The organism is Chondrinema litorale, assembly GCF_026250525.1.
GTDB lineage: Bacteria > Bacteroidota > Bacteroidia > Cytophagales > Flammeovirgaceae > Chondrinema > Chondrinema litorale.
Genome location: NZ_CP111043.1, coordinates 3,061,249 through 3,086,338 on the forward strand (window position 1 = coordinate 3,061,249; position 25,090 = coordinate 3,086,338).

A 25,090-nucleotide genomic window follows, 5' to 3' on the forward strand; every position below is an offset into this window, starting at 1 on the left:
AAAGATATTTGTCTTAAAACTTGAGTGTATTTATGATTTTAATCAAATTAAAATAGTGATAAAAAAAGAAAACCCTCCTGAATAGGAAGGTTTTATATGTTTAAAAAGCTTAAGGCTATTTTTTCTTCTGGCTTGCTTTAAAAAGAATTTGTTTTTCTTCTTTACTTAATTTCTCATAACCAGACTCCGATATTTTATCTAATATTGCATCAACTACAGCTTGTTCGGGCATTTCGTCTTTGCTTTTATTGTTTGTTTTATATCCACCTTTAGAAACGGTTACTTTACTTTTTTTGCCATAGGTAACTTTAAATCCAGATTTAGGAGTAAAAATATTAGCAAAAAATTGTAGCACTGAAGTAACTGGCTTGCTCCAGTCATCACCTCTTTGTAACTGTTTGATAAAGATAAAACCGATTAGTGCTCCACCAAGGTGAGCTACATTACCACCCGTATTGGTTTGTGGTAATTGAAAAAACGATAGTAATACTGCTACAGCGGCGAGGTATTTTAATTGAACAGGCCCGATAAAGAGCAAGTGAAAACGGTGCTCCGGTTTAAATGTGGCGGCACCAACTATAATAGCATATACGCCTGCAGATGCTCCAACCATGCCAGAACTTTGCAAACCTAAAATGTAATAAACTAGTAGATAAGCAAAACCACCAGCTATACCTCCCCATATATAAAGTGCTACTAGTTTTTGGCTTCCCAGATATTCTTGAATTAGTTTACCAAACCAGTACATAAAAATCATATTATAAAGAATATGAAAGAAATCCTGATGGGTAAAGAAATAGGTTATTATTGTCCAGGGCTTAAAAATAAAAGTGCCAAAAGTAGGCTGTAACTTTATATTATTATAAAAGAAGGAGAACATGCCTGGGTTATCCAGCATACTGGATAAAAAGTATAGTAAATTTACTATAACCCATACAATAACATTGATGATAATAAGCTTAACGACACCATTGTTCGGCTTATTCCAGGCATATTTAAAATCTTCGATAAAACTGTTCATTGGAAAAAAGCTGTTAAAAAACTATCCGTATTCAGAGTTTGAACAAACAGACTGCTAGGATGGTTTCTGAGTCCTAAATTAAAGGTAATCATTGACTGAGAAATGCACAATCAGCTCCTTCAAAAAATCACTTATGTTTTAATATATTAAACTTTATGATTATAAACGCAATTAACATTCCACCAATATGTGCGAAATGAGCTATATTGTCATCGGGTCTTTGCTCAATTACAGAATAAATTTCGTAAGCAGCAAAAAATGTAACCAAATAAATTGCTTTTATAGGGAAAAATGGAAAAAACAATAACCTGATTTCCATCTCAGGAAATAATAATCCAAAACCTAAAAGCACACCTAAAGTAGCACCAGACGCACCCAGCATCGAACTTTGAGAAACATATGAATTTCTTAAAGATTCCATTATCCCAAGCACTTCACCTTGAATTTGTTGGTTGTCAGGATTGCCTGGGTATATTTCATGTACTAAGTTATAAAATTTGAAATAGCGTTGTCCTGTAAAGCCATTTGCATAGTCATTGGCAAAATCTAGAAACTTTTCAGGGCTAGGCATGACTCTAAAAGAAGCGATGGCATCTTCCATTTGAGACATTTCAAGATAATTAATTAATCCGTGAAATAATGAGGCACCAATGCCACATGCTACATAAAAGATTAAGAACTTATTAGAACCCAGAAAGTTTTCTAGCATAGGGCCAAAGAAAAACAGTACGATCATGTTACCGAACAAGTGCCAGAAGTCTGCATGTACAAACATGTATGTGAATACCTGATACGGTTGAAAGTTTTCTGAGAAAAGGTATTTAAGTGAAAGAATGCTACTAAGTGGTAAGTCTAAGAATGATTCAATAAGAAAAACTCCAATATTCAAAACTAGGAGCATTCTAACTGTAGGAGTTATGGGCGCAAACATTGAAAAATTTTATCAGTAAAGTCTATATCTAAAAATAATTTTCTAAAAAAATATCTGGTTAATTGGTATTGCAAAGCAAATATCAACCAGAAATACCTACTCACAAACATAGTTAAATTTAATGAAAAGCGTCTTCTATATGGACGAGCTCTTGTTGTGAAGAGTTTTTAATTATTGATATAATGTCAAAACGAATAAACTGATGAGGTGCTCCTGTTGTTTCGAGAAAATGAGTTGCAGCATTCATTATTCTCTCTTCTTGTTGTTCAGAGACGAATTCTTCTGGGTATCCAAATGTAGTTTTACTACGGGTTTTTACTTCTATGAATAAAACGAATTTTTCATTACTGGCTATAATGTCAATTTCAGCTTTTTTATATCTGAAATTCCTTTCTAGAATTTTAAATCCCTTTTTAGAGAGATAATTAACAGCTAGATTTTCTCCAATTTTTCCTTTTTCCAAATTATTCATACTAAAGAAGTAATTGTTTGGAATAAGAAAACGATAAGATGAGATTTAATTGGAGAGAGGGGAAAACAGCGCAGCGGGTAGTGAAAGTAAAGTTGTTTAATAACAGATCAGAGAATCAGTGACTTATACATTCGGCAAACACTTTTGCCGTCTTGTTTTTCAACCATTATCTTATCCATTATTTTTTTAACAAGTATAAGGCCGATGCCACCTGGCTTTTTGTCTTTGATAAGGTTTTCTAAAGTTGGTACATTGTAATCTGTTATGTTAAAGATCTCTCCCTGATCTATTATTGCAAATTCAAGTGTTTTATCAAACTCAGAGATTCTTATACTAATCTCGTCTGTTTCATTACAGTGGTGTGCGTGTATAATGATATTTGCGCACACCTCATCAATAGCAACTATAATTAGATTCCTCTCAACTTCAGGAATTTCATAATTACTTAAAATTTTCTCAGCAAACTCTCTAATATCTTTCAGGCTCGATTTGCTGCAATTAATTTTTATTGAGTGCACCATTAAGCAATATTTTGGCTTCTTCCTTTTCATTAACTATAGGCAGGATTTTATCCAGCCCAAGAATTTTGAAAACGTTAAAAACTTTTTCGTTCATGCCATATAGTACGAGATATATTTTCTTTTGTTCGTGATCTTCGATTCTGGATGTAAAAACTCCTATCCCTGGTGAAGAAATGTAATGTAAATTTTCACAGTCGAATAGTAAAAGCTTTTGATCTTTATTGACTGCCTCTTCAATGGCATCATCCAGTATTAGCGAAGAACTGGCATCAAGTTCACCATTTATCTTAATTATATAATATTTGCCCTCATTAAAGGTGGTTATTTCCATAGTATTGTCACAAATAAAAAACCAGTGTTTAATTCAATCAAATATCAGAATTTTATAAGTAAAATGGTAAAATCGTCATTAATGTTTCCAGCATTGGTAAAGATATTCAAGTTAGAAATGAGTGTATTACCAATATTTTCTATAGATTTATCATGGTTGTTTTCAAAATATTCGTGCAACCTTTCGAATCCATAAATCTCTTTAGTTTCAGTATTTTGTGCTTCTACTATGCCATCAGTATAGAGCATCATAATGTCGTTTTTCTGATAGCTTATCTCATTTATACTCACGTAATTTTTATAACTTTCGTTACGAATAATTCCTAAACCTAGGCCATCTGTTTCTAGATATTCTACCTTATCTTTTGCATCTCTGTAAAATAAAGTAGGGCAGTGACCTGCGCGCGCATATCTGATCTTAAAGGTTTCTGTATTGATGTGGAAATAACTTGCAGTAATAAATGCAGATTTTTCTAAACAGCTTGTTAATGCAGCATTTGCTTTAATTAAGAATTCGTCGGGATTAAGGTTAAGCCTTACCAATCCTTGGAAAATCCCTTTCATTTGAGCCATATTAAATGCTGCAGAAATTCCTTTGCCGGCTACATCTGCTATAATCACTACATATTCGTGCTCGCTTAATCGATGGAGGTCGTAATAATCACCGCCAACTTCTGTAGCTGGTTTAGATTTAGCAAAAAATTCAAATGTACCATTTACCTGAAGTTTTTCAGGTAATAAGCGTTCTTGTACAGCTTTGGCAATCTCCAATTCATTTTTATACCTTTCACTTTCAACAACTTGAGATATCAGCTTGAAATTTTGGATGGCAATACCGGCTTGAGCAGAGAATGTATTTACCATAGAGATCATCGTATTATCAAATGCATTTGTAAGCTTTTTAAGTAATACCATTATCCCGAGGTATTCATCGCCAGAAATAAGCGGTACTGCCAAAATGGAATTATATTGAGATTTTGTTTGAAAAGGTAAAAGGCGCCTCTTTGTTATTATCTTAAGTTTTTTCTCATTATAACCTGCCTGATAAATTTCTTTTTTAATAAGGGCAGTATCTTCTTTTGTAATGTCTTTATATAGGAAAACATCTTGTTGGTGTACTTCTAGCCAACAAGCGTCTGCCGAAACAGAAGAGCCTGCACTCTCCAAAAGCATTTTATAAATCTGATTGTCGTTTTTACCTTCAGTTATTTCACTACTGAGTTCTTGAAAGATTGATAGCTCTTTTAACTTTTTTTCGAAAACAGAAGAGGTGGGTAGGTTAAAAAGAATAACCAGTAGTGAGCTAATGCCATATACAATGATAAATATTGATAACACAGAATAGAAGATGTTTTCTGAATAATCTTCTATCTGCAAAGTAGGATCATCGTAATACGAAATTATATTGGCAAAGAAATAAGCCAAACAGAATAATGAAACCAACAATTGAAAAACGCTAGTAATTTTCTGGTTAAATACCAGATGGGGTACCCATTTCAGATTTACGCTGAGTAGCATAATAATAATAAAGAAAGCAGCTCTGGATACATTAATTAGAATACTTTCTGATTCTGTGAGCTGAAAGAAATGAGAAGTTAGAGTTGAGAAAAGTGCTATTTCAAATAGAAACCAAACAATAACAGCATAGCGCGTTTTTTCATATAATATCATCCGCTTCCAAGTATTAAATGTGGTAAGCAGAAATATGGTTAACAAGCCGAAGTCTACCCTAAAAGTAAAAATATTAACCAGTTTTTGGGTGTCACCATTTATTCCTATTAGCGAAGCTGCTAATGATAATACACCAGAAAAAAGTGTACAGACCATACCTGTAAGAAAAACTTTCCAGATAAGGTTGTGGAATGGCTGAGATTCGTTTTTGCGAGACTGTAACCAAAGAAAAATATAAGTGAAGATGATAAAAGAATTTAACAGAGCGCCTTCAATAGCAATCGGCACATATTCTTCCATTATATTTAAATGAGAGAAACGGTATTGTTCAATCATAGCTATTCCTAAAAGGAATATCCAACTGATTGAAGCTAATAAAACTGCCAGTCTCTGCATATGTATCCGTCTCAGTTTCATTTTGTTAATTTAGGGAGATATTTGTATAAAGGCTGTTATCGGTAATTTTTTACAGTATTTTGGATGGGTTGTTTTATTTAAAGGTCTTTGCAAATTTAAGAAACATGTATCGTTGTGTTTATTTTATCGTTAAGCCAAAAGTAAAAAAAAGTTAAATAGTAGCCAATCTGCCTTGTATTATTAGAAAAATATATAAATTTTGAGAAAGGAGAAGGCAGAAAATCATCAAGCCTGACTGTAAAATGAGCAATACATTGTAAAATGCTATTATTAACTTAATTTTTTGAGCTATCATATTGACTAAGTGTGTGCTTTTTCTTGAGGAGAAATTAATGAACTACAATAGATCACATCAAATTTTAAGACATAGTTTTTGTCTGATTTGCTTATACTGCTTATTTTCTTTCGACAGCTTTTGCCAGAATAAAAATGGCAATGAAAACACTTCGGGTGATAGCCTTCGTGTAGAACAGATAAATATTTTTGGTAACCGCATTACCAAAGAGAAAATTATAATTAGAGAATTGTCTTTTCGTGAGGGGACATTAATTGCGAAAGACAATATTGAGCAATATCTCGAAAAAGAAACCAACAGACTGCGAAATACTAATTTGTTTGTTACTCAAGAAATTGCTTTTTATCCTACCACAGAGAATAATATAGTAATTAACGTTTTTCTTAAAGAACGTTGGTATACATTCCCAATACCTCTTATAGAACTTGCCGATAGAAGCTTTAATGAGTGGTGGACCAACCAAAATAAAGATTTAAGTCGAATTGAATATGGGCTTAACTTCAAGAGAAAAAACTTTAGAGGTAGAAAAGAAGATTTAGGTTTATTACTCCGCTTTGGCTTTACTAAGCAGTTAAGGTTACTTTATAGAGTGCCTTTTCTAGATAAAAAGCAAAGCCTTGGCTTAACAGTAAGAACCAGTTATTCTGAAAATAATAATATTTCTTACAATACAATTGGCAATAAGCTACAGAATGTAGAATACGATAAGAATATTATGCGTCGTCAGTTTGATTTTGGTTTGGCATTAACCAAAAGAGTTGGCTTTTACGATTTTCATAATATTGACATCAATTATAGAAATCTCAAAGTAGCAGATACTGTATCTTACCTAAATCCAGAATATTTTTTGAATGGCCAAGATTTGCATCGCTATTTTCAATTAAGGTATACTTACACCCACGATTATAGAGACTTTAGTGCATATCCATTAAAAGGACATATCTTGAATATATCCTTGGAAAAAACTGGTTTGGGTATTTTTGATGATGTTGATTTACTTATTTTTAAAACCAGTTACGCAAAATACATGGACTTAGGTAAGAACTTTTACTTGGGAAGTTCATTTTCTGGAAAGGTTTCTTTGCCAGAAACTCAGCCATATATACATATGAGAGCTTTAGGTTACAGGCAAGATTTTATTCGTGGATATGATTTGTATGTAATTGAAGGGCAGCATTTTGGCTTAACAAAAAATACCCTAAGGTTTAAGTTTTTGGATGAAAAAATGGATGCTGGAAAATTTATTCCTATCGACCAGTTTAATGTTATTCCTATAGAAATGTACTTTAAAGGATACATAGATGTCGGTTATGTGAGAAACTCTACCACCAATTTTTATAATGAAGCACTATCTAACAAACCACTCTGGGGAACAGGATTCGGTTTAGATATTGTTACTTTTTACAATGCAGTAATACGTTTAGAGTATTCGTTTAACTCTCGAAACGAAAATGGCTTTTTCTTATATTTCTCAAGCGATCTTTAAGAAATTACTTAACCTGATTAATTTTTTCTGTAGCAGTTTTAATTACTTCAATAGTACTTTCATCAGTGTTATAAACTGAATACCAACCCTGATATTCGTGTGGTGGATCGCCAATAAAATCATCACCGTTTTTCCAAATAGCTTTTGGAGTGCTTGGTCTGCCTTCTCCGCCCCATGCCCAAAAATTACAACCTGCCAGTGGAGTACCAGCTTTCGCTAGCTCAATCACTTTTGAGAATATAAATTCATAGTATTCATCACGAACTGAGACAGGAGCTTCTGTTGAGTGATCGTTCAAGTCTCTGGAAATTCCAAACTCTTCCAGTACCAATGGCATTTTTAGTTTCTTGGCAAACTCTATGTGTTTTTCGATGTACTTTTCAGCTTTATCTTTAGACAAAATGAGTGTCTCGTCAGCTTTTTCAGGATTGAACCATTCCCAGTTTTGAGCCCATACATGTATGGTCATGTAGTCTACATGCTTACTGTTATGGTTTTTCTTTACCTGATTACCAGAAAAAGTAGTATGTGTTTTTCCTTCGCTTCCTACCGTTACTAAATGGTTTTTATCTAAAGATTTAATTAAACCTGTTGTTTTATCAATCCACTTATTAAAAGCTTTTTTAGATAAAATGCCTCTTGGTTCGTTAGCAAGTTGCCAAGCCATTATTGTTGGGTCGTCTTTGTAAGCAATTTTAGTGTAGCTATTTACTCTGCCCACAATTTTCTTTATATGCTTATTAAAAGCCTCAATTGCATTTTTATCTTTATAAAAGCGAGCCGTATAAAACTGATATTTAGACCAACTTCCTCCTTCTGCTGGAGGTGGATATGGAATTTCAGAATTTTCGTACCAGTTTACATATTGAGCCATTCCCCCAGACCAAGGCCAAAAGTTATTAAGGCATACAACTGCGTACATCTCTCTTTTGCGCATCTCATCAAGCAAATAATCGAGGCCTTGCAGTAAATCTTTATTGTAAATTCCAAGTTCTGGTTGTAAAGAAGGTGTCATTCTCCAAGGTTCGGTATCAGGTCCTTCACTGCCAGCCATAATTCTCAGGTTGTTTATACCCAATTTTTTAAGGTGGTCTAATTCTCTAATCAGCCTTTCTCTATCACCACTTTGTTCTGCACCTAGGTTCATTCCATACCAAAAGTTTGTGCCAATAAAATAATACGGCCTGTTATTTTTGATAAATTTCTGATTGTTGATTTTAATAAAACTCTGTGCAGAGGTAATACCCATGGTTAATAAAAATAAGTATGAAGTTGTTAGACCTAAGAGTGTAAATTTCATAAAAAAAAGACTACGCTTGCAAGCAATAGTCTTTCAATTTAGTATTAAAATTAATTTTTAAAGAATCTTTTCAGATTTTCATACTCTACAGTTCATAATAGAATGTAAACGGATCTGGATACTTGAACTCATATTTAAGTTCCATAGCCAGTTTATCTGTATTTACAATTTTATAATCGGCAGGAGAAGAATAGTTAAAAACTGGTGGTTCAAAACCAAATCTATTTGCCATTTCTGGATATAAATCTTTTCTTAATGGATGCTCTGGAGCGGAGACATTGAATACTCTATTCCATTTTCCTTGCTCAATTACCTGCTCAATTACACCGATTACATCATCTCGATGCACAAAATTTACAGGGGAGTTACCATTATCTAAATCTTTTTTACCCGAAGCATATTTTCCGGGAATTCTATTGTAACCCATAAGTCCGCCAACTCTCAATACAGTAGTATCTAAAGGGCCAGTTTGTCTTAATACTCTTTCTGCCAGTACCATTGGGTTTCCTACAAAAACATCTGGCTTGGTTGCATCAGATTCTTTTACTTCTTTATTTGGTGATGGATATACCGAAGTAGAACTGATGTAAATTGTTTTTCTAATTTCTCCCTCCAACATATACTTAGTGAGTTCTTTCATTTGCGCAGGATGGAAGGTATCCATATCATCAGATTTTCTCGATGGAGGTATTCCGATTACAATTACATCTGCGTCAAGAAATTTTTCAATTACACCTTTAGGTTCTGGTGCCGGATTTAGGCCAAAGTGAAAAGGATTAATTCCTTTTGACTTTAAAATCTCAATTTTTGAAGCAGTTGTTACACTTCCATTTACCTCGTAGCCTTTTTTTACAAGGTATTCTCCTAAAGCCAGACCAAGCCATCCAGCGCCTAAAATACTAATTCTCATAGGTAAAAACTTAATTTAGTCTTTAATTGGTTAGGCAAAACTTAATGTTATTATTAATTAATTTACCTTATTTATGTTCAGGGTAAAGCTATAAAAATACTGCTCTCAAAAAACCTTTTCGATAAAAAGTAACTTTAAACAGGAATAATTAGCCTTGTAACTTCTTAATAAACTTTGAAAGAAGTATCTATGGTTTTAACAAAACAATTACTGCTGATTTCAATATATTTGTAAAGGATAAACACCAGCACATGTAATAAATTGCGTTCAACATGCACAAAATAGAGCCATACTACAAATGGGAAAAATACTATAGTGTTACTCGTGATGAAGACTCTCCCTTCTTTGGGAAAGAGTACGAAATCATGGAGTACACGAATGATATTTATGGCTATTACATCCATCCTTATTGGGATTATATGGGTTCTGAAACCATGTACATAAAAATCCTTTTTGCTGATTATAACCAAAGAGTTGTAGTAATTGAGATGCTGGGAGAGTGGAATGATGCATTGAATAACGACATCATGTTCTTTAAAAGAAATGTAATAGACCATCTCTTAAAGAAAGGAATAAACCGATTTATTCTAATTGGTGAAAACGTCCTAAACTTCCACGGTTCTGATGATAGTTACTATGAAGAATGGTTTGAAGAGGTCGAAGAAGGTTGGATTGCTGCAATAAACTTTAGAGACTTTGTGCAAGACGAATGGTCTAAATACAACATAGACTGGTATATTAATTTTGGTGGAAATCTAGAAATTGATAATTGGCGTACAATGAAACCGCTAATTTTCTGTAGAATAGTAGATGAATTAATAATTAGACGAATTGGTTAAGCAACTTAACTAGGTAATAAATCTACTTCGTTTGATATCCTACAAACAAAATCTTCTCACAATACTTTTTTATTACTATCGCACCATTTAAACAGGAAGAATGCCGGAGGTACCATTAGAAAGATATTAATGGGCTAAATCGAGTATTTTTATAAAAACAACACAAGCTATTTAATTTTTTTATGTCTCAAGCCCGCAGCAAAAACGACAATAAGCAAGACATTCTTAGTAAAGATATGTGGCAGCTCATGCTTAAACTGACGCCTCCGGGTATTATTGGCATGTCTGTAAATGCAATAAATACTTTTGTAGATGCAGTGTATGTTGGCCAATTTATAGATCAAGATGCTTTAGCCGCTATCTCATTAGTATTTCCTCTTTTAATGATTACAGGAGCATTTTCTGTAATGATTGGTGTAGGTTCATCTTCATTATTAAGCAGAGCTATTGGAGCAAACGATACCGAAGTAGTTAAAAAGATTTTTGGTAATCTGAATGCAATGAGCTTGATAGTTACGATGCTTATTGCCATTCCAAGTTACATTTATGCATCAGAGTTGATCGCTTTTTTAGGAGGTAGCGAAAAAGTTGTGGCATATGGTACTATTTACTACCGTGTGTTAATTATTGGTACTTTCCTTAGAGTTTATTCTGTTTCTACCAACATGCTTATAAGGGCAGAAGGAGCATTAAAAGAGGCTATGACTTATGCCGGATTGAATGCCGTAGTAAACATGATTTTCTGCCCAATATTTATTCTGGTTTTTGATATGGGAATTGCCGGAGCTGCATGGGCTACCAATGTCGCTATGTTAACATACTCACTTTTAAACATTCGATTTTTTGCAAAGGGAAAAGGAGCTTACAATGCTCAGTGGAAAAGCATCTCTCTAGATTTCAGTATTTTGCCCAATGTACTTTCTGTAGGAGGTTCAGCTATGCTATTGCAACTGATGTTTTTTATTCAACAAACGGCAGTTTTTAAAAGTGTAGCCTATTATGGCAATGAGACAGATATAGCTTTTATGGGAGCAGTTTACAGAATTGTAATGCTAACAATTGTTCCTGTATTTGGCTTTGTTCAGGCATTACAACCAGTAGTTGGTATTAATTACGGTGCCGAAAATTACTTGAGAGTTAAAGAGGCTTTTATCAAATTTACAGCAGGTGCTTCCATCTTAATGTCTCTGGTTTGGTTACCATTAATGATATTTCCCGAAGGCATACTTTCTATCATTTTGCCTAATAATTCTCTCAGTGCAGAATATATTATGTTTTACAGAGTAATGGTGATTTTACTGCCTGTGTTACCTATTTATTTCTGTGGGATATCCTTTTATCAGTCTATGGGAGAAGGAAAGTTGGCAAGTGTAGTGTTAATTTCCAGACAGGTAGTTTTGTTTATTCCTGTTGTGTTGATATTACCAAAATATTTCGGTTTAGGAGGAGTGTTTTTTAGCGCGCCAATTGTCGACCTATTTTTAATAGTAGTGCTATTATTTTTGTTATCAAATCGACTTTCTAAACTAAATACAATGAAACAGGCTGTTGTCTGATTTTCTTCATGAGTATGATGTACCGAACCAGAAACTGTTAATCTTTTTTGGGATATGCATCGCTTTCATTTCAATTCTGTATAATTTTAAATTACAGTGTGGAAAGAAAGTTTATTTACTAAAAAAGCATATGTCAGGTAAACATACCAATAAATTAACAGCATCCTTCCGATTTAAATCTGTCTTATCTTTTGCTATAATCGCTTTATTTTTTTTGGTAGCAGCCAGAAATATTAATTTAGATGTACAAAAAGACGACTTTAGGGAGATTCGAATAAAAGCGATTGCAGGATTAAAATATGATATCGTAAGATTTGCAGTAAAGCCTGGCGAAAAGATCAGGATTATATTTGAAAATACAGATGATATGGCCCATAATATGGTTTTCACAAGACCAGGCAAGCGAGAGTCTGTAGTGAGAGAAGCCCAAATGATGGGGGGTAGTGGTGCTGCAAAAAATTATATTCCTGAGTCTGAAGATGTATTATGGAATACTAAAATTCTGGAGATTGAAGATACTCAAACACTAGAATTTACAGCACCAGAAGAAGAAGCTGTTTATCCATATGCCTGTACATACCCTGGCCATGGTTTTGTAATGTATGGGGCAATGTATGTTACTACAGATGCTTTACCTCCATTAGAAACAGATGAGAATATTCCTGAAAACCAACGTACATCGGAGTTTCAGGAAGAATTAGCTTCTCCACACCCTTATCTAATGACTTATCCAATGTTTTACAGAACATTTATGCCAGAGTGTAGTCCGGCTGCTATTGCTGTGGCTATGTCTGCAAAACATTCTTATTGTTGGGATGCAACTAACTGCATGTTGCGCTATAGTTGGAAAGGAGGATTTGTTGATAATACGGCTCATTGGAAAGGTAATGGAAATGCATTTTCAGAAATAAAAGGAGATATTTACTTTAAAAGGTCCAATCAATTTCCGTTTAGCATTGGTGCGCCAGATAGTTTAATGATGCCAGATTTCAACGGATATCAGATTGATAAACAAGGTTTTCCTCAATTCAATTATACACTTGGGAAGGTGATGTTTAGAGAAAAAGTATTACCATTAACAGAAGATGCAGGTATTAAGATTCAGTATGAAACTTCTCATGCTGATGAGCCTTTATATTTCCGTTTACCTCAAGATAAAACAGTAACTGTTCAGGTTGATAAAGGAGTTGAAGAAGGAGGAATAATTAAACTTTCTCCTGAAGAAGCTAAATTATTTTCAGTTACTTTTACAAGTATTCACCAGCAGCACCATCAACATTAATTAATAACTATCCATCCAAAATGAATTTCAAAAGTATTGCATCAATTATAGTCCTTTGTATACTATTAGTTTCTTGTGGGGAGAAAAATGTAGTGGATTTGCCAGCGGAATCTTATATAGTAGAAACTATAGCCACTCCTCCGGGGCTACGTGCTGAAACCGGAGGTATTGCTTTTTTACCAGATGGCAGATTAATAGCTTGTTTCCATTTAGGCGAGGTAATGACATATGATCCTAAAAGCAAAAGATGGACAGTGTTTGCTAAAGGTTTACACGATCCTTTAGGTATATATCCGATAAGTAATAATGAGGTTTGGGTGATGCAAAGACCTGAGTTAACTAAGTTGGTAGATACAGATAATGATGGCGAGGCAGATTTGTATGAAACCATTACAGATGATTTTGGCATGTCTGGTAATTACCATGAGTTTGCTTTTGGACCAGAACCAGATGGAAAAGGAGATTTTTATATCACTTTAAATACAGCTTCTAATGGAGCAGGTGTAAGAAACGAAAAAAGAGGTGAATATAATCCGAATGGAAGACCGGGGAGAATGTACTCGGCAGTGCCTTATCGTGGTTGGATTATGCATTTAGATATTGAAACTGGAAAACTAGAACCTTTTGCAAGTGGTGTTCGCTCTCCAAATGGACTTGAAGTAGATGATGAAGGAAATTTATTTGTGACTGATAATCAAGGTGACTGGTTAGGTACAAGTAAATTGTTCCACATTAAAAAAGGAAAGTTTTATGGGCATCCGGCAGGTTTGGTTTGGGAAAAGGGTTTTGAAGATGTTGATCCTTTGCAACTCCCTCCAGCAGTGCTTAACAAAATGCGTCAACCAGCAGCAGTACTTTTTCCTCATGGTATAATGGCTAATTCACCCACACAACCTTTAGTAGATAGAACCGAAGGAAAGTTCGGGCCATTTGCCGGACAGTTGTTAGTAGGAGAGATGGATCACGAATATGTAATGCGTGTGATGTTAGAAGAAGTGGATGGTGAATTACAAGGAGCTTGTGTGGCATTGGTAGATTCTATCGGATTAAGAAAAGGAAATAATAGACTGGCTTTTGCTCCCGATGGTAGCCTTTGGATTGGGCAAAATGACCACGGCTGGTTAGGTGACGAAGGTATCCAAAGACTTATTTATACGGGTAAAGTACCAACCGATGTGCTAAATATGAGTCTGACAGATAAAGGCTTTCAGCTCACTTTTACCAAAGAAATGTCTCAGCAAGCAGCTGAAAATCCGGAAAACTTTAAATTCAAAAGATATTATTACAAATATCATAGAAGATATGGTTCACCTCAAACCGATGTGCAGGATGTGAAAATACAAGCTATCAACTACAATCCTGAAAGCAAAACAACTACTGTAGAGCTCGATACGCTAAAACCGGGTTATGTTTATGACCTCGAAATAAATAACATGGCTGCTGCAGATGGAGACTCTTTGGTTAACAATCATCTCTATTACACACTCAATCGACTGAGAAATTAAATTCTAGAAATTTTAAAATCAAATCGGATTATCATAACTTTGACTCCATAAGAATCAATAATGGATTTTTATTTCCTTATTTTCAGTAAGCTATATTAGCTTCTGGTAATAAGAATTCTTAACCCTACCAAAATCAACACAGACATTCTGGATTCAATTTTCCAGATTTTAAGTGCTTAAAATTCTTTTGATCTAAAAACTATAGAAGCTTATAGTTCCTATAGCTATATCATTATATTAAACTACAACAATCACAATTATTTAAAGACAAATACATGAGACAAATTTTCAGTAAAGGAGTGTGCCTATTTGTTTTACTTGGTATGCTTCAATCAGCTTATGCGCAAAGTAAAAAAGTGCTAAAAGAGAAAAATGCTTTAATAGCAGAAGTAGAGAAAGATCAGGAAAAGTACGCTGATATTGCGCTTAAGGTTTGGGGTTATGCAGAGATGGGTTATCAAGAAACGAAAAGTTCTGCATTGCTAAGTAGCACTTTAGAAGAAGCTGGTTTTAAAATTGAAAAAGGTGTAGCAGGAATTCCTACAGCATTTGTAGCAACTTGGGGTAGTGGAGAGCCTGTGATTGGTATTTTAGGTGAATACGATGCTTTACCAGGAATAGCTCAAGACTCTACGCCAGTAAAAACACCAATTGAAGGTCAAGTGGCAGGTCATGCATGTGGCCACCATTTATTTGGAGCAGCATCTATAGCTGCAAGTATCACCATTAAAAACTGGTTAGAGAGTACTGGTACTTCTGGCACAATTCGCTTTTACGGTACTCCAGCTGAAGAAGGTGGAGCAGGTAAAGTTTATATGGTTCGTGCCGGTTTATTTGATGATGTAGATGCGGTTTTACACTGGCACCCGTCTTCAGCAAATGGAGCAAGCCCAAGTTCATCATTAGCCAATAAATCGGCTAAATTCAGATTTTACGGTGCTGCGGCTCATGCGGCTGGTGCACCAGAAAGAGGCCGTTCAGCTTTAGATGCTGTTGAAGCTATGAACATGATGGTAAACATGATGCGTGAACACGTAGATGAGAAGTCGAGAATTCACTATGTAATTACTCGTGGTGGCGAGGCTCCAAATGTTGTTCCTGCTTTTGCAGAAGTATATTATTATGTAAGACACCCACAAAGACAAGAAGTGAAAGATATGTGGGAAAGAGTTGTAAAAGCGGCTGAAGGTGCAGCATTAGGTACAGAAACAAAAATGGAATACGAAGTAATTCATGGTGTGTATAACCTACTACCAAATGAAATATTGGCTAAGAAAATGTACAATAACTTAGTAACTGTAGGAGGAGTTCATTACAATGATGCCGAAATTGCTTTTGCCGAAAAGGTTGCAGAATCGTTCGGAAACAAGAAAGTACCATTAGAAAATGCTGCTAAAATTTCAGAATTTAAGCTAGGTGGTGGCGGAGCAGGTTCTACAGATGTTGGAGATATTAGCTGGGTAGTGCCAACAGTTGGCTTAGGTACTGCTACTTGGGTTCCAGGAACTTCTGCACATAGTTGGCAGGCAGTAGCTGCTGGTGGTATGTCTATTGGTAAAAAAGGGATGATTGTAGCGGCAAAAACTTTAACACTTACAGCTTACGATCTTTTCACTAATCCAGAGGTGATTGAAGAAGCAACAAAAGAATTTGAAGAAAAAACGGGTACAGATTTTAAATATGAGGCTTTATTGGGTGATAGAGAACCTCCTCTAGATTACAGAAACTAGGGAATTCAATATACTTTATTAAATACATTAGTGAGCCTTGGGTTAAACAAAACTCAAGGCTTTTTCTTTATACCATAGTCAATAATATTATTTAAAAGCCTCTGCAAACCCTTTTAGACCTTATGTTGTTACTAAATCCAATATAAATTCCGTACTTTGTAAAAAATTAATGTTTAACTAATCAAAATATATGGGTATACTATTTCCAAACAGAACCAGAGCACAAGAGTCCAGAGCAGCAATTGAAAGGCTGTATATTGTAATGCGTCATTTATTTAACAGAGGTCATTATAAACCTTCTGGTGTGTCAGGTCAGGAGATAGTAGAAGCATTGCATACATTGAGTCCAGAGATTTATGGCTCTATGGCAGACGACCACAAGGTGGAATTAGATGGTTTGGTGTATGTGATAGATCGTTTGCCAAGAGGAATAGAAGAGTGTCGTTATGTGAGGTTAATTTCTGAAGAAGGTTACGATAGTTCCAGTTTCGAAAACATTATTCCGGCAAAGAGAAGACGAAACTGCTTCCGCATAGATAAAAACCAGATGTTGGTTGAAGTAACTCGTGGTAGAAGTGAAATATACGATATTCTTACTCATCTTACTTTTCTGTATGTAGAGGCCAATAAAATATACAGGCATTCTATGAACGAGAAGGGAGAGAAAATGCGTGATTGGAAAAAGCTCGAAGAGATTGTAAAGGGTGAAGTAAAGATTGATGAGCAAAACAGAGATATGGCATTTTCGTACCTGAGCAATGTTTTAGGGAGAACTTTTGAAGAAACTAAAAATGCCTACCTTCGATTTTGTGAAAACAAAAGCAGAAACAACGGATTGTTCCATGTAATTTACTGGTTAGGTAAAATTGCCCAAGAAGAAGCAGAAAATAACAAGCAAAGAGAAATAAGCTTTACACCCACATTACGCGAGCAGGTAGGGCACCATATCTATGGAGAGATTTGGGCAACAAATATCAAAAAGCATTTATTAGAATATCATCTGCTTGATCGCCCGATACATATCATAAGTGCCAATATGCATAGTGTAATGAACTCATTATATGCATACCAAGTGTTAACCGAGGCTGATAAAGACAGAAGTATTTCTCAAATGGCATTGGAACTTAGCAAAGAAGAAAACCGAAGCCTACAAAAGAAAATTAGCGATTATGCCAGCAAACATGGGATGATCTTTATCGAAGATGAATCAGGAACAAACCTCAATGTTCAGATTTTCGATACAGCCAAGATGGATGTAAAAGCATTAGCATCTGAATTAAAAATTGACAAAGAATATCTAAAAAAAGAGCGCCCAGTAATAATCGTGATGGATTATGCTTTTGGAGAACAAGCATATGAAACGATGGACGAACTCTTAAAGCCTTTTGAAATTGATGGTAAAGAAATTCCATTACCAGTGGTCTCTGTTTCTGTTATGGGTAAGGCAGGGATTCTTACTGGTGGAAAAGGAGATATTATGCTGCCAACAGCCCATGTTTTTGAAGGCACAGCAGATAATTACCCATTTGAAAACAAACAGCAAATAGCAGATTATGAGGAAGCAGGAGTACATGTTTGTAAGGGGCCAATGGTAACGGTACTCGGTACATCCTTACAGAATAAAGATGTGCTCGACTATTTCAAAAATTCTTCTTGGAAGGCGATTGGGCTTGAAATGGAAGGAGCTCACTACCAAAAAGCGATTCAGTCTGCTGCCTATGTGCGTAGCAGTATTAATCCAGAAAAATTGGAATTGCACTATGCTTATTACGCATCGGATAATCCTTTGGTAACAGGTGGTACTTTAGCTTCAGGGAGTTTGGGGATGATAGGCGTGAGACCAACCTATTTAATTACCTTAAATATCCTAAACAAAATTCTGGCTCCTGCAAAAAAGAAAGTTGTAAAAGAGGTTGATGATCAACTGTCTAAAAAGCTATCATCATCACCTTCGTCATCAAAAGAAACTTCGCCAGTAGCTTCAACTGCAGAATAGTCTGCTTCATCAAAAGGATCAAAGTTTGTGCTCTCATGTAGGTTATCGCGGGTAGCGTAATACCACATGGCAGCACCTGCTACAGCATTATTATTATCTTCTTCCCAATAAGAGTCTTCATAGTCATCGTACTCTTCATACTCATCATGATCTAATGATCTGTATGGGCACTGATCACAGTAATAACTTTGAGATGAGAATGTAGATCCGGGAGGGCACATTTCATCAGATTGTCTCAGCACAAAAAATCCTTTTTTCATTTTGCATCTGGGCATAGCTATCTGTTTTAATCAGTATAATTTCTGAATTTTGATTGATTACTTTTTCGGAAATGTAGTTAAAAATGTTCAAAAAGCTAAATAGGAATCAAAATTAATAACTAACTTGTATATACAAGTTGAGTGTTGTAAATTGTTCCTCAAATAAATACTTATGAAAGCGCCTAGGTATAAAGTAGTCTATGAGTTTTTAAAGAAAAATATCATAACTGGAAATTATGTTGAAGGTCATTTACTGCCATCAGAAAATGAATTATGTGCGAAATTTGAAGTAACCAGACCTACAGTAAGACAAGCACTAAATACCCTTGTGCAAGAAAGGTATATCTATAAGCATCGAGGAAAAGGAAGTATAGTCGCAAATCAACAGCGAACATTGGGATTATTGTCATTTAAAGGCTTTACAGAAGTATTGAGTAACACCGAGCAAATAGTAGAAACCCGAATATTAGAAAGGAAACATTTACTTGATTGGCCAGAAGATTTTTTTTATCCTATCCCTAAAAACCTAAGGCAAAGTGGGTGCTACTTTTTAAAAAGACTAAGATTCGTAAACCAAGAGCCTGTAATGTTGGAATACACATGGATTCCAGATTATATTTTAGAAGGATTTGATGCTATTTCTTTTGAGAACAACTCACTATTTGGAACCCTTGCCAGCAAGTTTCATATAGAAGTAACCTCTGTAGATCAACAGATTAAAGCTATACAAGCCGATAAGCAACATGCACACATGCTACAAATGGAAGAAAAATCGGCTTTACTTCACATATACAGAAAGTATGGTACTAGTAGAAATGACTTTTTCCTTTTCAGTTCTCTCTTGTGTAACACAAGTAATTATGCAATAGGGAATGTTTTTTCTTAAAACCCACAAGATCACTTAATTAATATCAACCTGTAAATTTTTAAAAATGGACAAAGTAACTGAACTTGCAAAAATGATTGACCATTCTTTGCTGCATCCTACAATGACAGACAAAGAGATGGAAGAGGGCTGTAAAATAGCCGCAAAATACAATACGGCTTCGGTTTGTATTAAACCTTATGCTGTAAAAAAAGCAGTAGAATGGCTCAAAGGTTCTGATGTTTTAGTGGGGACTGTAATCGGTTTTCCTCATGGTAATTCATCAATAGATATTAAAGTAGAAGAAACGGCACAGGCTTGTAAAGATGGGGCTGTAGAGATCGATATGGTGGTGAATATTGGAAAAGTTTTAGGCGAAGATTGGGAATATGTAGAAAGAGAAATTGATGCCGTTGCTAAAACCACTCATGTTAATGGAGCTATACTAAAAGTGATTTTTGAGAATGACTTTTTGCCAGAAGACAAATACAAAATCAAACTTTGTGAAATCTGTAGCAAAGTAAAGGCAGATTATGTAAAAACATCTACCGGTTATGGTATGGTAAAAGGAGCAGATGGCAAATATTCTTACACAGGCGCTACAGTAGAAGACCTTAAACTAATGAGAAAACACAGTGCGCCAGAAGTAAAAGTAAAGGCTGCCGGTGGGGTAAGAACTTTAGACGAAATGCTTATGGTAAAAGAATTAGGCATTAGCCGATTAGGTGCTTCAGCTACTGTTTCAATTTTAGAAGAAGCTAAAAAAAGATTCGGTGGCGAGGTAGATGAACAGGCTCTGGCAGATTCACAGAAATCAAATAACAATGGTTATTAAGATTTTTTCCATTTTGAGCTAGGCAATATTTTTTAAGAAAAGTTTGAACTGTTATATTGAGCACAGGAAATTTAAAAACGAAGAACAAATATGGAAAAAATTAAAGTGGCTGTTGCCGGTGTAGGTTTTATCGGTCCTGCTCACATTGAGGCATTGCGTAGAACTCCGAATATTGAAGTAGTGGCAATTAGCCATCCTGTAGAAGATGAAGTGAAACAAAAAGCAGCAGATTTGGGTATTCCTAAAGGTTACGCAGATTTTAATGAAATGCTTGAAAAGGAAGATGTGAAGGCAGTGCATATTTGTACGCCTAACTTTCTGCATTACGAAATGGCAAAAGCTGCTTTAGAGAAAGGTCTACATGTTATTTGCGAAAAACCATTAGCAACCAAAACAGAAGAAGCTGAAGAACTTGTTGAATTAGCAAAGAAAACTGGACTAGTAAACGCGGTTCATTTTAACCTCCGCTATTATCCTTTAGTGAGACAAATGAAGATAATGCGCGAAAAAGGCGAACTAGGAGAAATTTATTCAGTAATTGGTTCTTACTTGCAAGACTGGTTATTCTATAATACAGATTATAACTGGAGATTAGAGCCAGATCAATCAGGTGAATCTCGTGCAATTGCTGATATTGGTTCTCACCTAATTGATGCTTTAGAATATATCACTGGCTTAAAAATTACGAGTGTAATGGCTGATTTCAGTACAGTGCACAAAGTGCGTAAAAAGCCTTTAAAACCAGTAGAAACTTATGCTGGTAAAATATTGAAGCCAGAAGATTATGCCGATGTGCCAATCAACACAGAAGATTACGCTACAGTATTGCTTCGCTTCGATAATGGAAACAAAGGTGTCGTAACTGTAAGTCAGGTTTCTGCAGGTAGAAAAAACAGAATGAGTTTGGAGATTTCTGGTTCAGAATCAAACTTTGCTTGGTGCTCAGAATCGCCAAACGAATTGTGGATTGGCAAGAGAGATGGAAACAACGAGGTGAAATTAAGAGACCCAGCAAATTTCCACCCAGAAGCATCTAAGTTAATCTCTTTCCCTGGTGGACACAACGAAGGTTTCCCAGATACTTCAAAACAAATGTTTAGAGAAGTATATCAAGCAATTGCAGAAGGTAAACAACCTGAAAATCCATTATTCCCGACATTCGAAGATGGTTTGAGAGAATTACTACTTTGCGATAAAATAATTGAGTCTAATAAAAAACAGGCTTGGGTTACTGTTTGATAAAATTAGTACTGTCATTATAAATCGAAACCTGCCCAGATATTCAAATTGACGAGCAGGTTTCTTTTATTGTTTTTAAGTTTGAATGTCGAATTTAAAACATAGTAATGATGGATTTTACATTAAAACAATGTGAAGCTGAACAACTACCAGAAATTCTTGAAATTCTCAACGAAGCTTTACTCAATACAACTGCGCTCTACGAATATAAGCCACGCACATTGGATGTTATGGAAACTTGGTTTACCAAGAAAAAGCAAGGTAACTATCCGATAATTGGTGCTTTTGATACCGAAAACAAACTCCTTGGTTTTGCCTCTTTTGGCCCCTTTAGAGATTGGCCGGCTTATAAATATTCTATAGAACATTCTGTATATGTGAGATCTGATGCCAGAGGAAAAGGCTTAGGGCGAATTCTTCTTCAAGAAATCATAAATAAAGCAGAAGAACAAAACTACCATATGATTGTAGCAGGAATTGATACTGAAAATAAAGGAAGCATAAAACTGCATGAGAAAGAAGGTTTTGTGTTTTGCGGAACTATAAAACACGCAGGTTACAAGTTTGGCAAATGGCTCGATTTGTCTTTTTATCAGCTTATTCTAAAATCTCCTGCTAATCCAGTGGAAGATTAATATATTTAACGAGATCATGAAATGAAAAAACTAATTTAAATCTACTATCAAAATACATAAAACATGCTGAAACTAGGATTTGTAAGTGCCATTCTTGCTGAAAAGAGTTTTGAAGAGGTGGTTTCATTTGCTTCTGAACATCGATTTTCTTGTTTGGAGATGATGTGTTGGCCGAAAGGAAAAGCCGAACGCCGATACGCAGGAGTGACTCACATAGATACAAATGAGCTCGATGCCGATGGAATTGCAAAAATTAAATCGGTACTCGACGAGAAAAAAATATTTATTTCAGGTTTGGGCTATTATCCAAATCCGTTAGACCCAGATGCAGAGAAGGCAGCCTATTACCGTGAGCATATTGTAGAAGTAATTAAGGCAGCAGCGAAGTTGGATATTCCGGTAGTGAATACCTTTATAGGTCGCGATCCTTCTAAAAACCTAGACGATAATTTTAAAGAGTTTGCCAAGCATTTCCCTGCAATAGTAAAAGTAGCCGAAGAAAATAATGTAAAACTGGCTATAGAAAATTGCCCAATGTTTTTTACCAACGATGAGTGGCCAGGAGGTAAAAATATGGCTATTAGCCCAGTTGTATGGAGAAAGATGTTTGAAATTATACCAAGCCCCATGTTTGGTTTAAATTATGACCCTTCTCATTTAGTTTGGATGCAAATGGACGAAATAAAGCCGATTTATGAGTTTAAAGATCGTTTGCATCACATTCACCTAAAAGATGTAAAAGTGTATAGAGATAAGCTGAATGAGGTTGGGATTTTGGCAAATCCATTGGAGTATCATTCGCCAAAAATTCCGGGCTTAGGAGATGTGAAGTGGGGTAGTTTCTTTGCGGCACTTACAGATGTTGCTTATAAAGGGCCGGTATGTATAGAAGTAGAAGATAAAGCCTACGAAGGTTCAGAAGAAGATATAAAAAGTGCGATTTTAACTGCCAGAAATTATTTGAGTCAGTTTTTAGTGTTGTGATAGTTTTAAATACTTTGTTTATAAAGTGAGCTATTGAAATACTTTTCAATTACATCGGGGTATTTGGTTTCTATTTTGTCAAATTCAGTAAATATATTTTCTCTTATTTTATTTTCTAATGAGGCATGAGCTAAAAATTCCCATCCACTTCTGTGATGTAAAATTTGAATAAAATCTGCCTTTTTTAGATATGATTTTCTTATTTCTCGCCAATATGTCGTGGATAAATCATTTTTATAAAGTAAATATTCATTTAGTAAGTAGCTTAATTTAGCTAAATGCCAAGTTTCAAGTGATATTTTATCTTTTGATGATGCAGTTATTTCATCTTGTAAATACCAGTTTATAATTTCTATTGAATTTTTTATTATATGATTGTATGATGCATCTATTGGATGTATAGGCATAATATAGATATTAAAAAAAAATCCCCAATTTCTCTAGAAGAAGTTGGGGAGTTTCTATTTATTGTTCTTTACTTTTCTCAAAATATTCGTGGAAAAAGAGGGTCTGATACAAAATAGCATTTCCCCAATATTCCCAGTTATGGTGTCCCGGCCTCGAAATAAAATCGTGTGGAATGTTTCTTTCTAAAAGCTTCTCGTGCAATTTCACATTTGCCGGATAAAAGAAATCGTAAGAACCACAATCGAAGATTATTTTTAAATGATCATTAGAAAGCAAATGAGTAAGGTTGATTACACTATTTTCTTCCCAACGTTCCGGGTATTCTGCATAACTTCCTAGTCTTTTCTTTATATCCCAGTTTTCTGGAAAAGGTCTTAAATCTACTCCGCCAGACATGCTGCCTGCTGCTCCGTAGACATCTTGATGTTTAATGCCTAAGAAAAGTCCACCGTGGCCTCCCATGCTCAAGCCGGTAATTGCTCTGCCTTTTCTGTCTTTAATTGTTCTAAAAGTTTTATCTGTCCAGTTTACTAATTCAGTAGCTATAAAAGTTTCGTACTTAAATTTTTTATCTACTGGACTATCAAAATACCAGCTACTAAAACCTCCATCCGGACAAATAATAATCATATTATATTGGTCTGCAAGGTCTTTTGTATGAGGTACTTTATTTGGCCAACCATTGTAACTGTCGCTGTAACCATGTAATAGATACAATACTGGATAAGACATCTTTCCGCTTGTGTAGCTATCTGGAATAATGGTAACAATTTTAATCTCTTTCTGCATTGCATCGCTAAATACATTTACTGTATCTACTTTAGCGGCACTGGTTTCAAGATATAGAAGTTGAAAGAATAGTGTGATTAATAATGCGTGAGTTTTAAAAAAACGTGAAGTGTATTTCATTATAATATGGTTAGTTTGTTTTTGCTGCTTGAATTGTTTCAATTTCACTTTCTGTGCAATAACCAGATTCAATCATAAAAGTCTGAATCCAGTTTAAGACACCATCATCAATGTTTAGTTTTTTGTAGTCGTTAATATAGGCAATAATCACATTTTTATCTTCATTTAATTCATCACTCATTCCTAACCAGCGAGGAGTGTTAAACTGAACTGAAAAGCGTAAAAAGCGCAATTCAATGTTATTGGGCTCTTTTACAATGGCAGTTTCGAATAAGGCATCAGCTTCTTTTAGAAAAGATAGTTTATTGATGGGATTCCAAGCATCTTGTGCTTTAAGGGCCTTAGCAGATGCTTTATAAGCAGTTACAGTGGGATTTTGTAAAGTTATATCTTCCAGATAACTATAAAATTCATCTCTGTTATCTTGGTCTTTTACAGCCTCGTTAAATAAATCTCTAATTGTTTTAAAAGTGTTTTCCTGAGCCAAAACATTTGAGTTTTTACACAAAAACAGCAATAGAAAAATAAAAAAATAGCACTTAGATAAAATTAAGCGGCTGTACATCTTAAAATGCTATAGGTTTTAGGTTTATGTTTTTAGATAATTTTCCCTGAAAATAAACAGGAAATGTTGATAATAGGCTAAACCCGATTTTTACAGCTTAAGTTTTGCTGTTTAATAAAAAGGTAAAG

The 25,090-nt window shown here is 34.8% G+C and carries 24 protein-coding genes; 12 read left to right on the forward strand and 12 right to left on the reverse strand.

Annotated features, from left to right (window positions below):
- Positions 1-115 precede the first annotated feature (115 nt).
- From OQ292_RS12575 to OQ292_RS12600, 6 genes are all read right to left on the reverse strand, one after another.
- Positions 116-1,021 carry a rhomboid family protein gene (locus OQ292_RS12575; protein WP_284682482.1) on the reverse strand — a complete coding sequence of 302 codons (906 nt, stop codon included), beginning with the start codon at positions 1,019-1,021 and terminating at the stop codon, positions 116-118.
- Between the two features lie 127 nt (positions 1,022-1,148).
- Entirely contained in the window at positions 1,149-1,952 is an 804-nt protein-coding gene (locus tag OQ292_RS12580; RefSeq protein ID WP_284682483.1) for a rhomboid family intramembrane serine protease, read from the reverse strand.
- Between the two features lie 118 nt (positions 1,953-2,070).
- Positions 2,071-2,424, reverse strand: a complete 354-nt coding sequence (locus OQ292_RS12585) for a YraN family protein (protein ID WP_431733743.1) — start codon at positions 2,422-2,424, stop codon at positions 2,071-2,073.
- 107 nt (positions 2,425-2,531) lie between these two features.
- The gene (locus OQ292_RS12590; RefSeq protein ID WP_284682485.1) at positions 2,532-2,945 is read right to left on the reverse strand and encodes an ATP-binding protein; all 414 of its coding nucleotides are present in this window, start codon (positions 2,943-2,945) and stop codon (positions 2,532-2,534) included.
- Positions 2,923-3,276 (reverse strand): STAS domain-containing protein, encoded by a 354-nt coding sequence (locus OQ292_RS12595; protein WP_284682486.1) that lies wholly within the window; start codon positions 3,274-3,276, stop codon positions 2,923-2,925. The genes OQ292_RS12590 and OQ292_RS12595 overlap by 23 nt, the downstream gene beginning before the upstream one ends.
- A gap of 44 nt (positions 3,277-3,320) precedes the next feature.
- A complete protein-coding gene (locus OQ292_RS12600) occupies positions 3,321-5,363 on the reverse strand; it encodes a GAF domain-containing SpoIIE family protein phosphatase (protein WP_284682487.1) in 2,043 nt (680 codons plus the stop codon).
- A gap of 332 nt (positions 5,364-5,695) precedes the next feature.
- Between OQ292_RS12600 and OQ292_RS12605 the strand changes: the two genes are divergently transcribed.
- Entirely contained in the window at positions 5,696-7,144 is a 1,449-nt protein-coding gene (locus tag OQ292_RS12605) for a BamA/TamA family outer membrane protein (RefSeq protein ID WP_284682488.1), read from the forward strand.
- Between the two features lie 4 nt (positions 7,145-7,148).
- On the opposite strand, the gene OQ292_RS12610 is transcribed toward OQ292_RS12605, so the two are convergent.
- Together OQ292_RS12610 and OQ292_RS12615 are read right to left on the reverse strand one after the other, a co-directional pair.
- Entirely contained in the window at positions 7,149-8,444 is a 1,296-nt protein-coding gene (locus tag OQ292_RS12610; protein WP_284682489.1) for a glycoside hydrolase 5 family protein, read from the reverse strand.
- Positions 8,445-8,529: 85 nt separating this feature from the next.
- Entirely contained in the window at positions 8,530-9,354 is an 825-nt protein-coding gene (locus OQ292_RS12615) for an NAD(P)H-binding protein (RefSeq protein ID WP_284682490.1), read from the reverse strand.
- 272 nt (positions 9,355-9,626) lie between these two features.
- Between OQ292_RS12615 and OQ292_RS12620 the strand changes: the two genes are divergently transcribed.
- The 6 genes from OQ292_RS12620 to OQ292_RS12645 all read left to right on the forward strand — a co-directional run bounded on the left by OQ292_RS12620 (position 9,627) and on the right by OQ292_RS12645 (position 18,262).
- Positions 9,627-10,193: a hypothetical protein gene (locus OQ292_RS12620; RefSeq protein ID WP_284682491.1), complete on the forward strand. Its 567-nt coding sequence runs from the start codon at positions 9,627-9,629 to the stop codon at positions 10,191-10,193.
- Between the two features lie 182 nt (positions 10,194-10,375).
- Positions 10,376-11,749, forward strand: a complete 1,374-nt coding sequence (locus OQ292_RS12625) for an MATE family efflux transporter (RefSeq protein WP_284682492.1) — start codon at positions 10,376-10,378, stop codon at positions 11,747-11,749.
- Positions 11,750-11,879: 130 nt separating this feature from the next.
- A complete protein-coding gene (locus tag OQ292_RS12630) occupies positions 11,880-13,031 on the forward strand; it encodes a plastocyanin/azurin family copper-binding protein (RefSeq protein ID WP_284682493.1) in 1,152 nt (383 codons plus the stop codon).
- Between the two features lie 20 nt (positions 13,032-13,051).
- Positions 13,052-14,536, forward strand: coding sequence for a PQQ-dependent sugar dehydrogenase (locus tag OQ292_RS12635; RefSeq protein WP_284682494.1), 1,485 nt, complete (start codon positions 13,052-13,054; stop codon positions 14,534-14,536).
- Positions 14,537-14,811: 275 nt separating this feature from the next.
- On the forward strand, positions 14,812-16,266 hold the full coding sequence (locus OQ292_RS12640; RefSeq protein WP_284682495.1) for an amidohydrolase: 1,455 nt from the start codon (positions 14,812-14,814) through the stop codon (positions 16,264-16,266).
- Positions 16,267-16,456: 190 nt separating this feature from the next.
- Positions 16,457-18,262 carry a DUF6909 family protein gene (locus tag OQ292_RS12645; protein ID WP_284682496.1) on the forward strand — a complete coding sequence of 602 codons (1,806 nt, stop codon included), beginning with the start codon at positions 16,457-16,459 and terminating at the stop codon, positions 18,260-18,262.
- Here the strand turns inward: OQ292_RS12645 and OQ292_RS12650 are convergent.
- Complete coding sequence (locus OQ292_RS12650; RefSeq protein WP_284682497.1) at positions 18,187-18,522, reverse strand: hypothetical protein; 336 nt, start codon at positions 18,520-18,522, stop codon at positions 18,187-18,189. The genes OQ292_RS12645 and OQ292_RS12650 overlap by 76 nt on opposite strands.
- 172 nt (positions 18,523-18,694) lie before the next feature.
- On the opposite strand from OQ292_RS12650, the gene OQ292_RS12655 reads away from it, so the two are divergent.
- From OQ292_RS12655 to OQ292_RS12675, 5 genes are all read left to right on the forward strand, one after another.
- Positions 18,695-19,408, forward strand: a complete 714-nt coding sequence (locus OQ292_RS12655) for a GntR family transcriptional regulator (protein WP_284682498.1) — start codon at positions 18,695-18,697, stop codon at positions 19,406-19,408.
- 46 nt (positions 19,409-19,454) lie between these two features.
- Positions 19,455-20,222 carry a deoxyribose-phosphate aldolase gene (gene deoC / locus OQ292_RS12660; RefSeq protein ID WP_284682499.1) on the forward strand — a complete coding sequence of 256 codons (768 nt, stop codon included), beginning with the start codon at positions 19,455-19,457 and terminating at the stop codon, positions 20,220-20,222.
- A 90-nt stretch (positions 20,223-20,312) separates the two neighbouring features.
- Entirely contained in the window at positions 20,313-21,461 is a 1,149-nt protein-coding gene (locus OQ292_RS12665; protein ID WP_284682500.1) for a Gfo/Idh/MocA family protein, read from the forward strand.
- 107 nt (positions 21,462-21,568) lie between these two features.
- On the forward strand, positions 21,569-22,096 hold the full coding sequence (locus tag OQ292_RS12670) for a GNAT family N-acetyltransferase (protein ID WP_284682501.1): 528 nt from the start codon (positions 21,569-21,571) through the stop codon (positions 22,094-22,096).
- A gap of 63 nt (positions 22,097-22,159) precedes the next feature.
- Positions 22,160-23,080 carry a sugar phosphate isomerase/epimerase family protein gene (locus OQ292_RS12675; RefSeq protein WP_284682502.1) on the forward strand — a complete coding sequence of 307 codons (921 nt, stop codon included), beginning with the start codon at positions 22,160-22,162 and terminating at the stop codon, positions 23,078-23,080.
- A 5-nt stretch (positions 23,081-23,085) separates the two neighbouring features.
- Here OQ292_RS12675 and OQ292_RS12680 read toward each other — a convergent pair whose 3' ends face one another.
- Genes OQ292_RS12680 through OQ292_RS12690 form a run of 3 tightly spaced genes read right to left on the reverse strand, consistent with a single transcriptional unit; the run spans position 23,086 to position 24,884 of the window.
- Positions 23,086-23,487 (reverse strand): hypothetical protein, encoded by a 402-nt coding sequence (locus OQ292_RS12680; protein ID WP_284682503.1) that lies wholly within the window; start codon positions 23,485-23,487, stop codon positions 23,086-23,088.
- Positions 23,488-23,545: 58 nt separating this feature from the next.
- On the reverse strand, positions 23,546-24,397 hold the full coding sequence (locus OQ292_RS12685; RefSeq protein WP_284682504.1) for an alpha/beta hydrolase: 852 nt from the start codon (positions 24,395-24,397) through the stop codon (positions 23,546-23,548).
- Positions 24,398-24,407: 10 nt separating this feature from the next.
- Positions 24,408-24,884 (reverse strand): hypothetical protein, encoded by a 477-nt coding sequence (locus tag OQ292_RS12690; RefSeq protein WP_284682505.1) that lies wholly within the window; start codon positions 24,882-24,884, stop codon positions 24,408-24,410.
- Between the last annotated feature and the right edge of the window lie 206 nt (positions 24,885-25,090).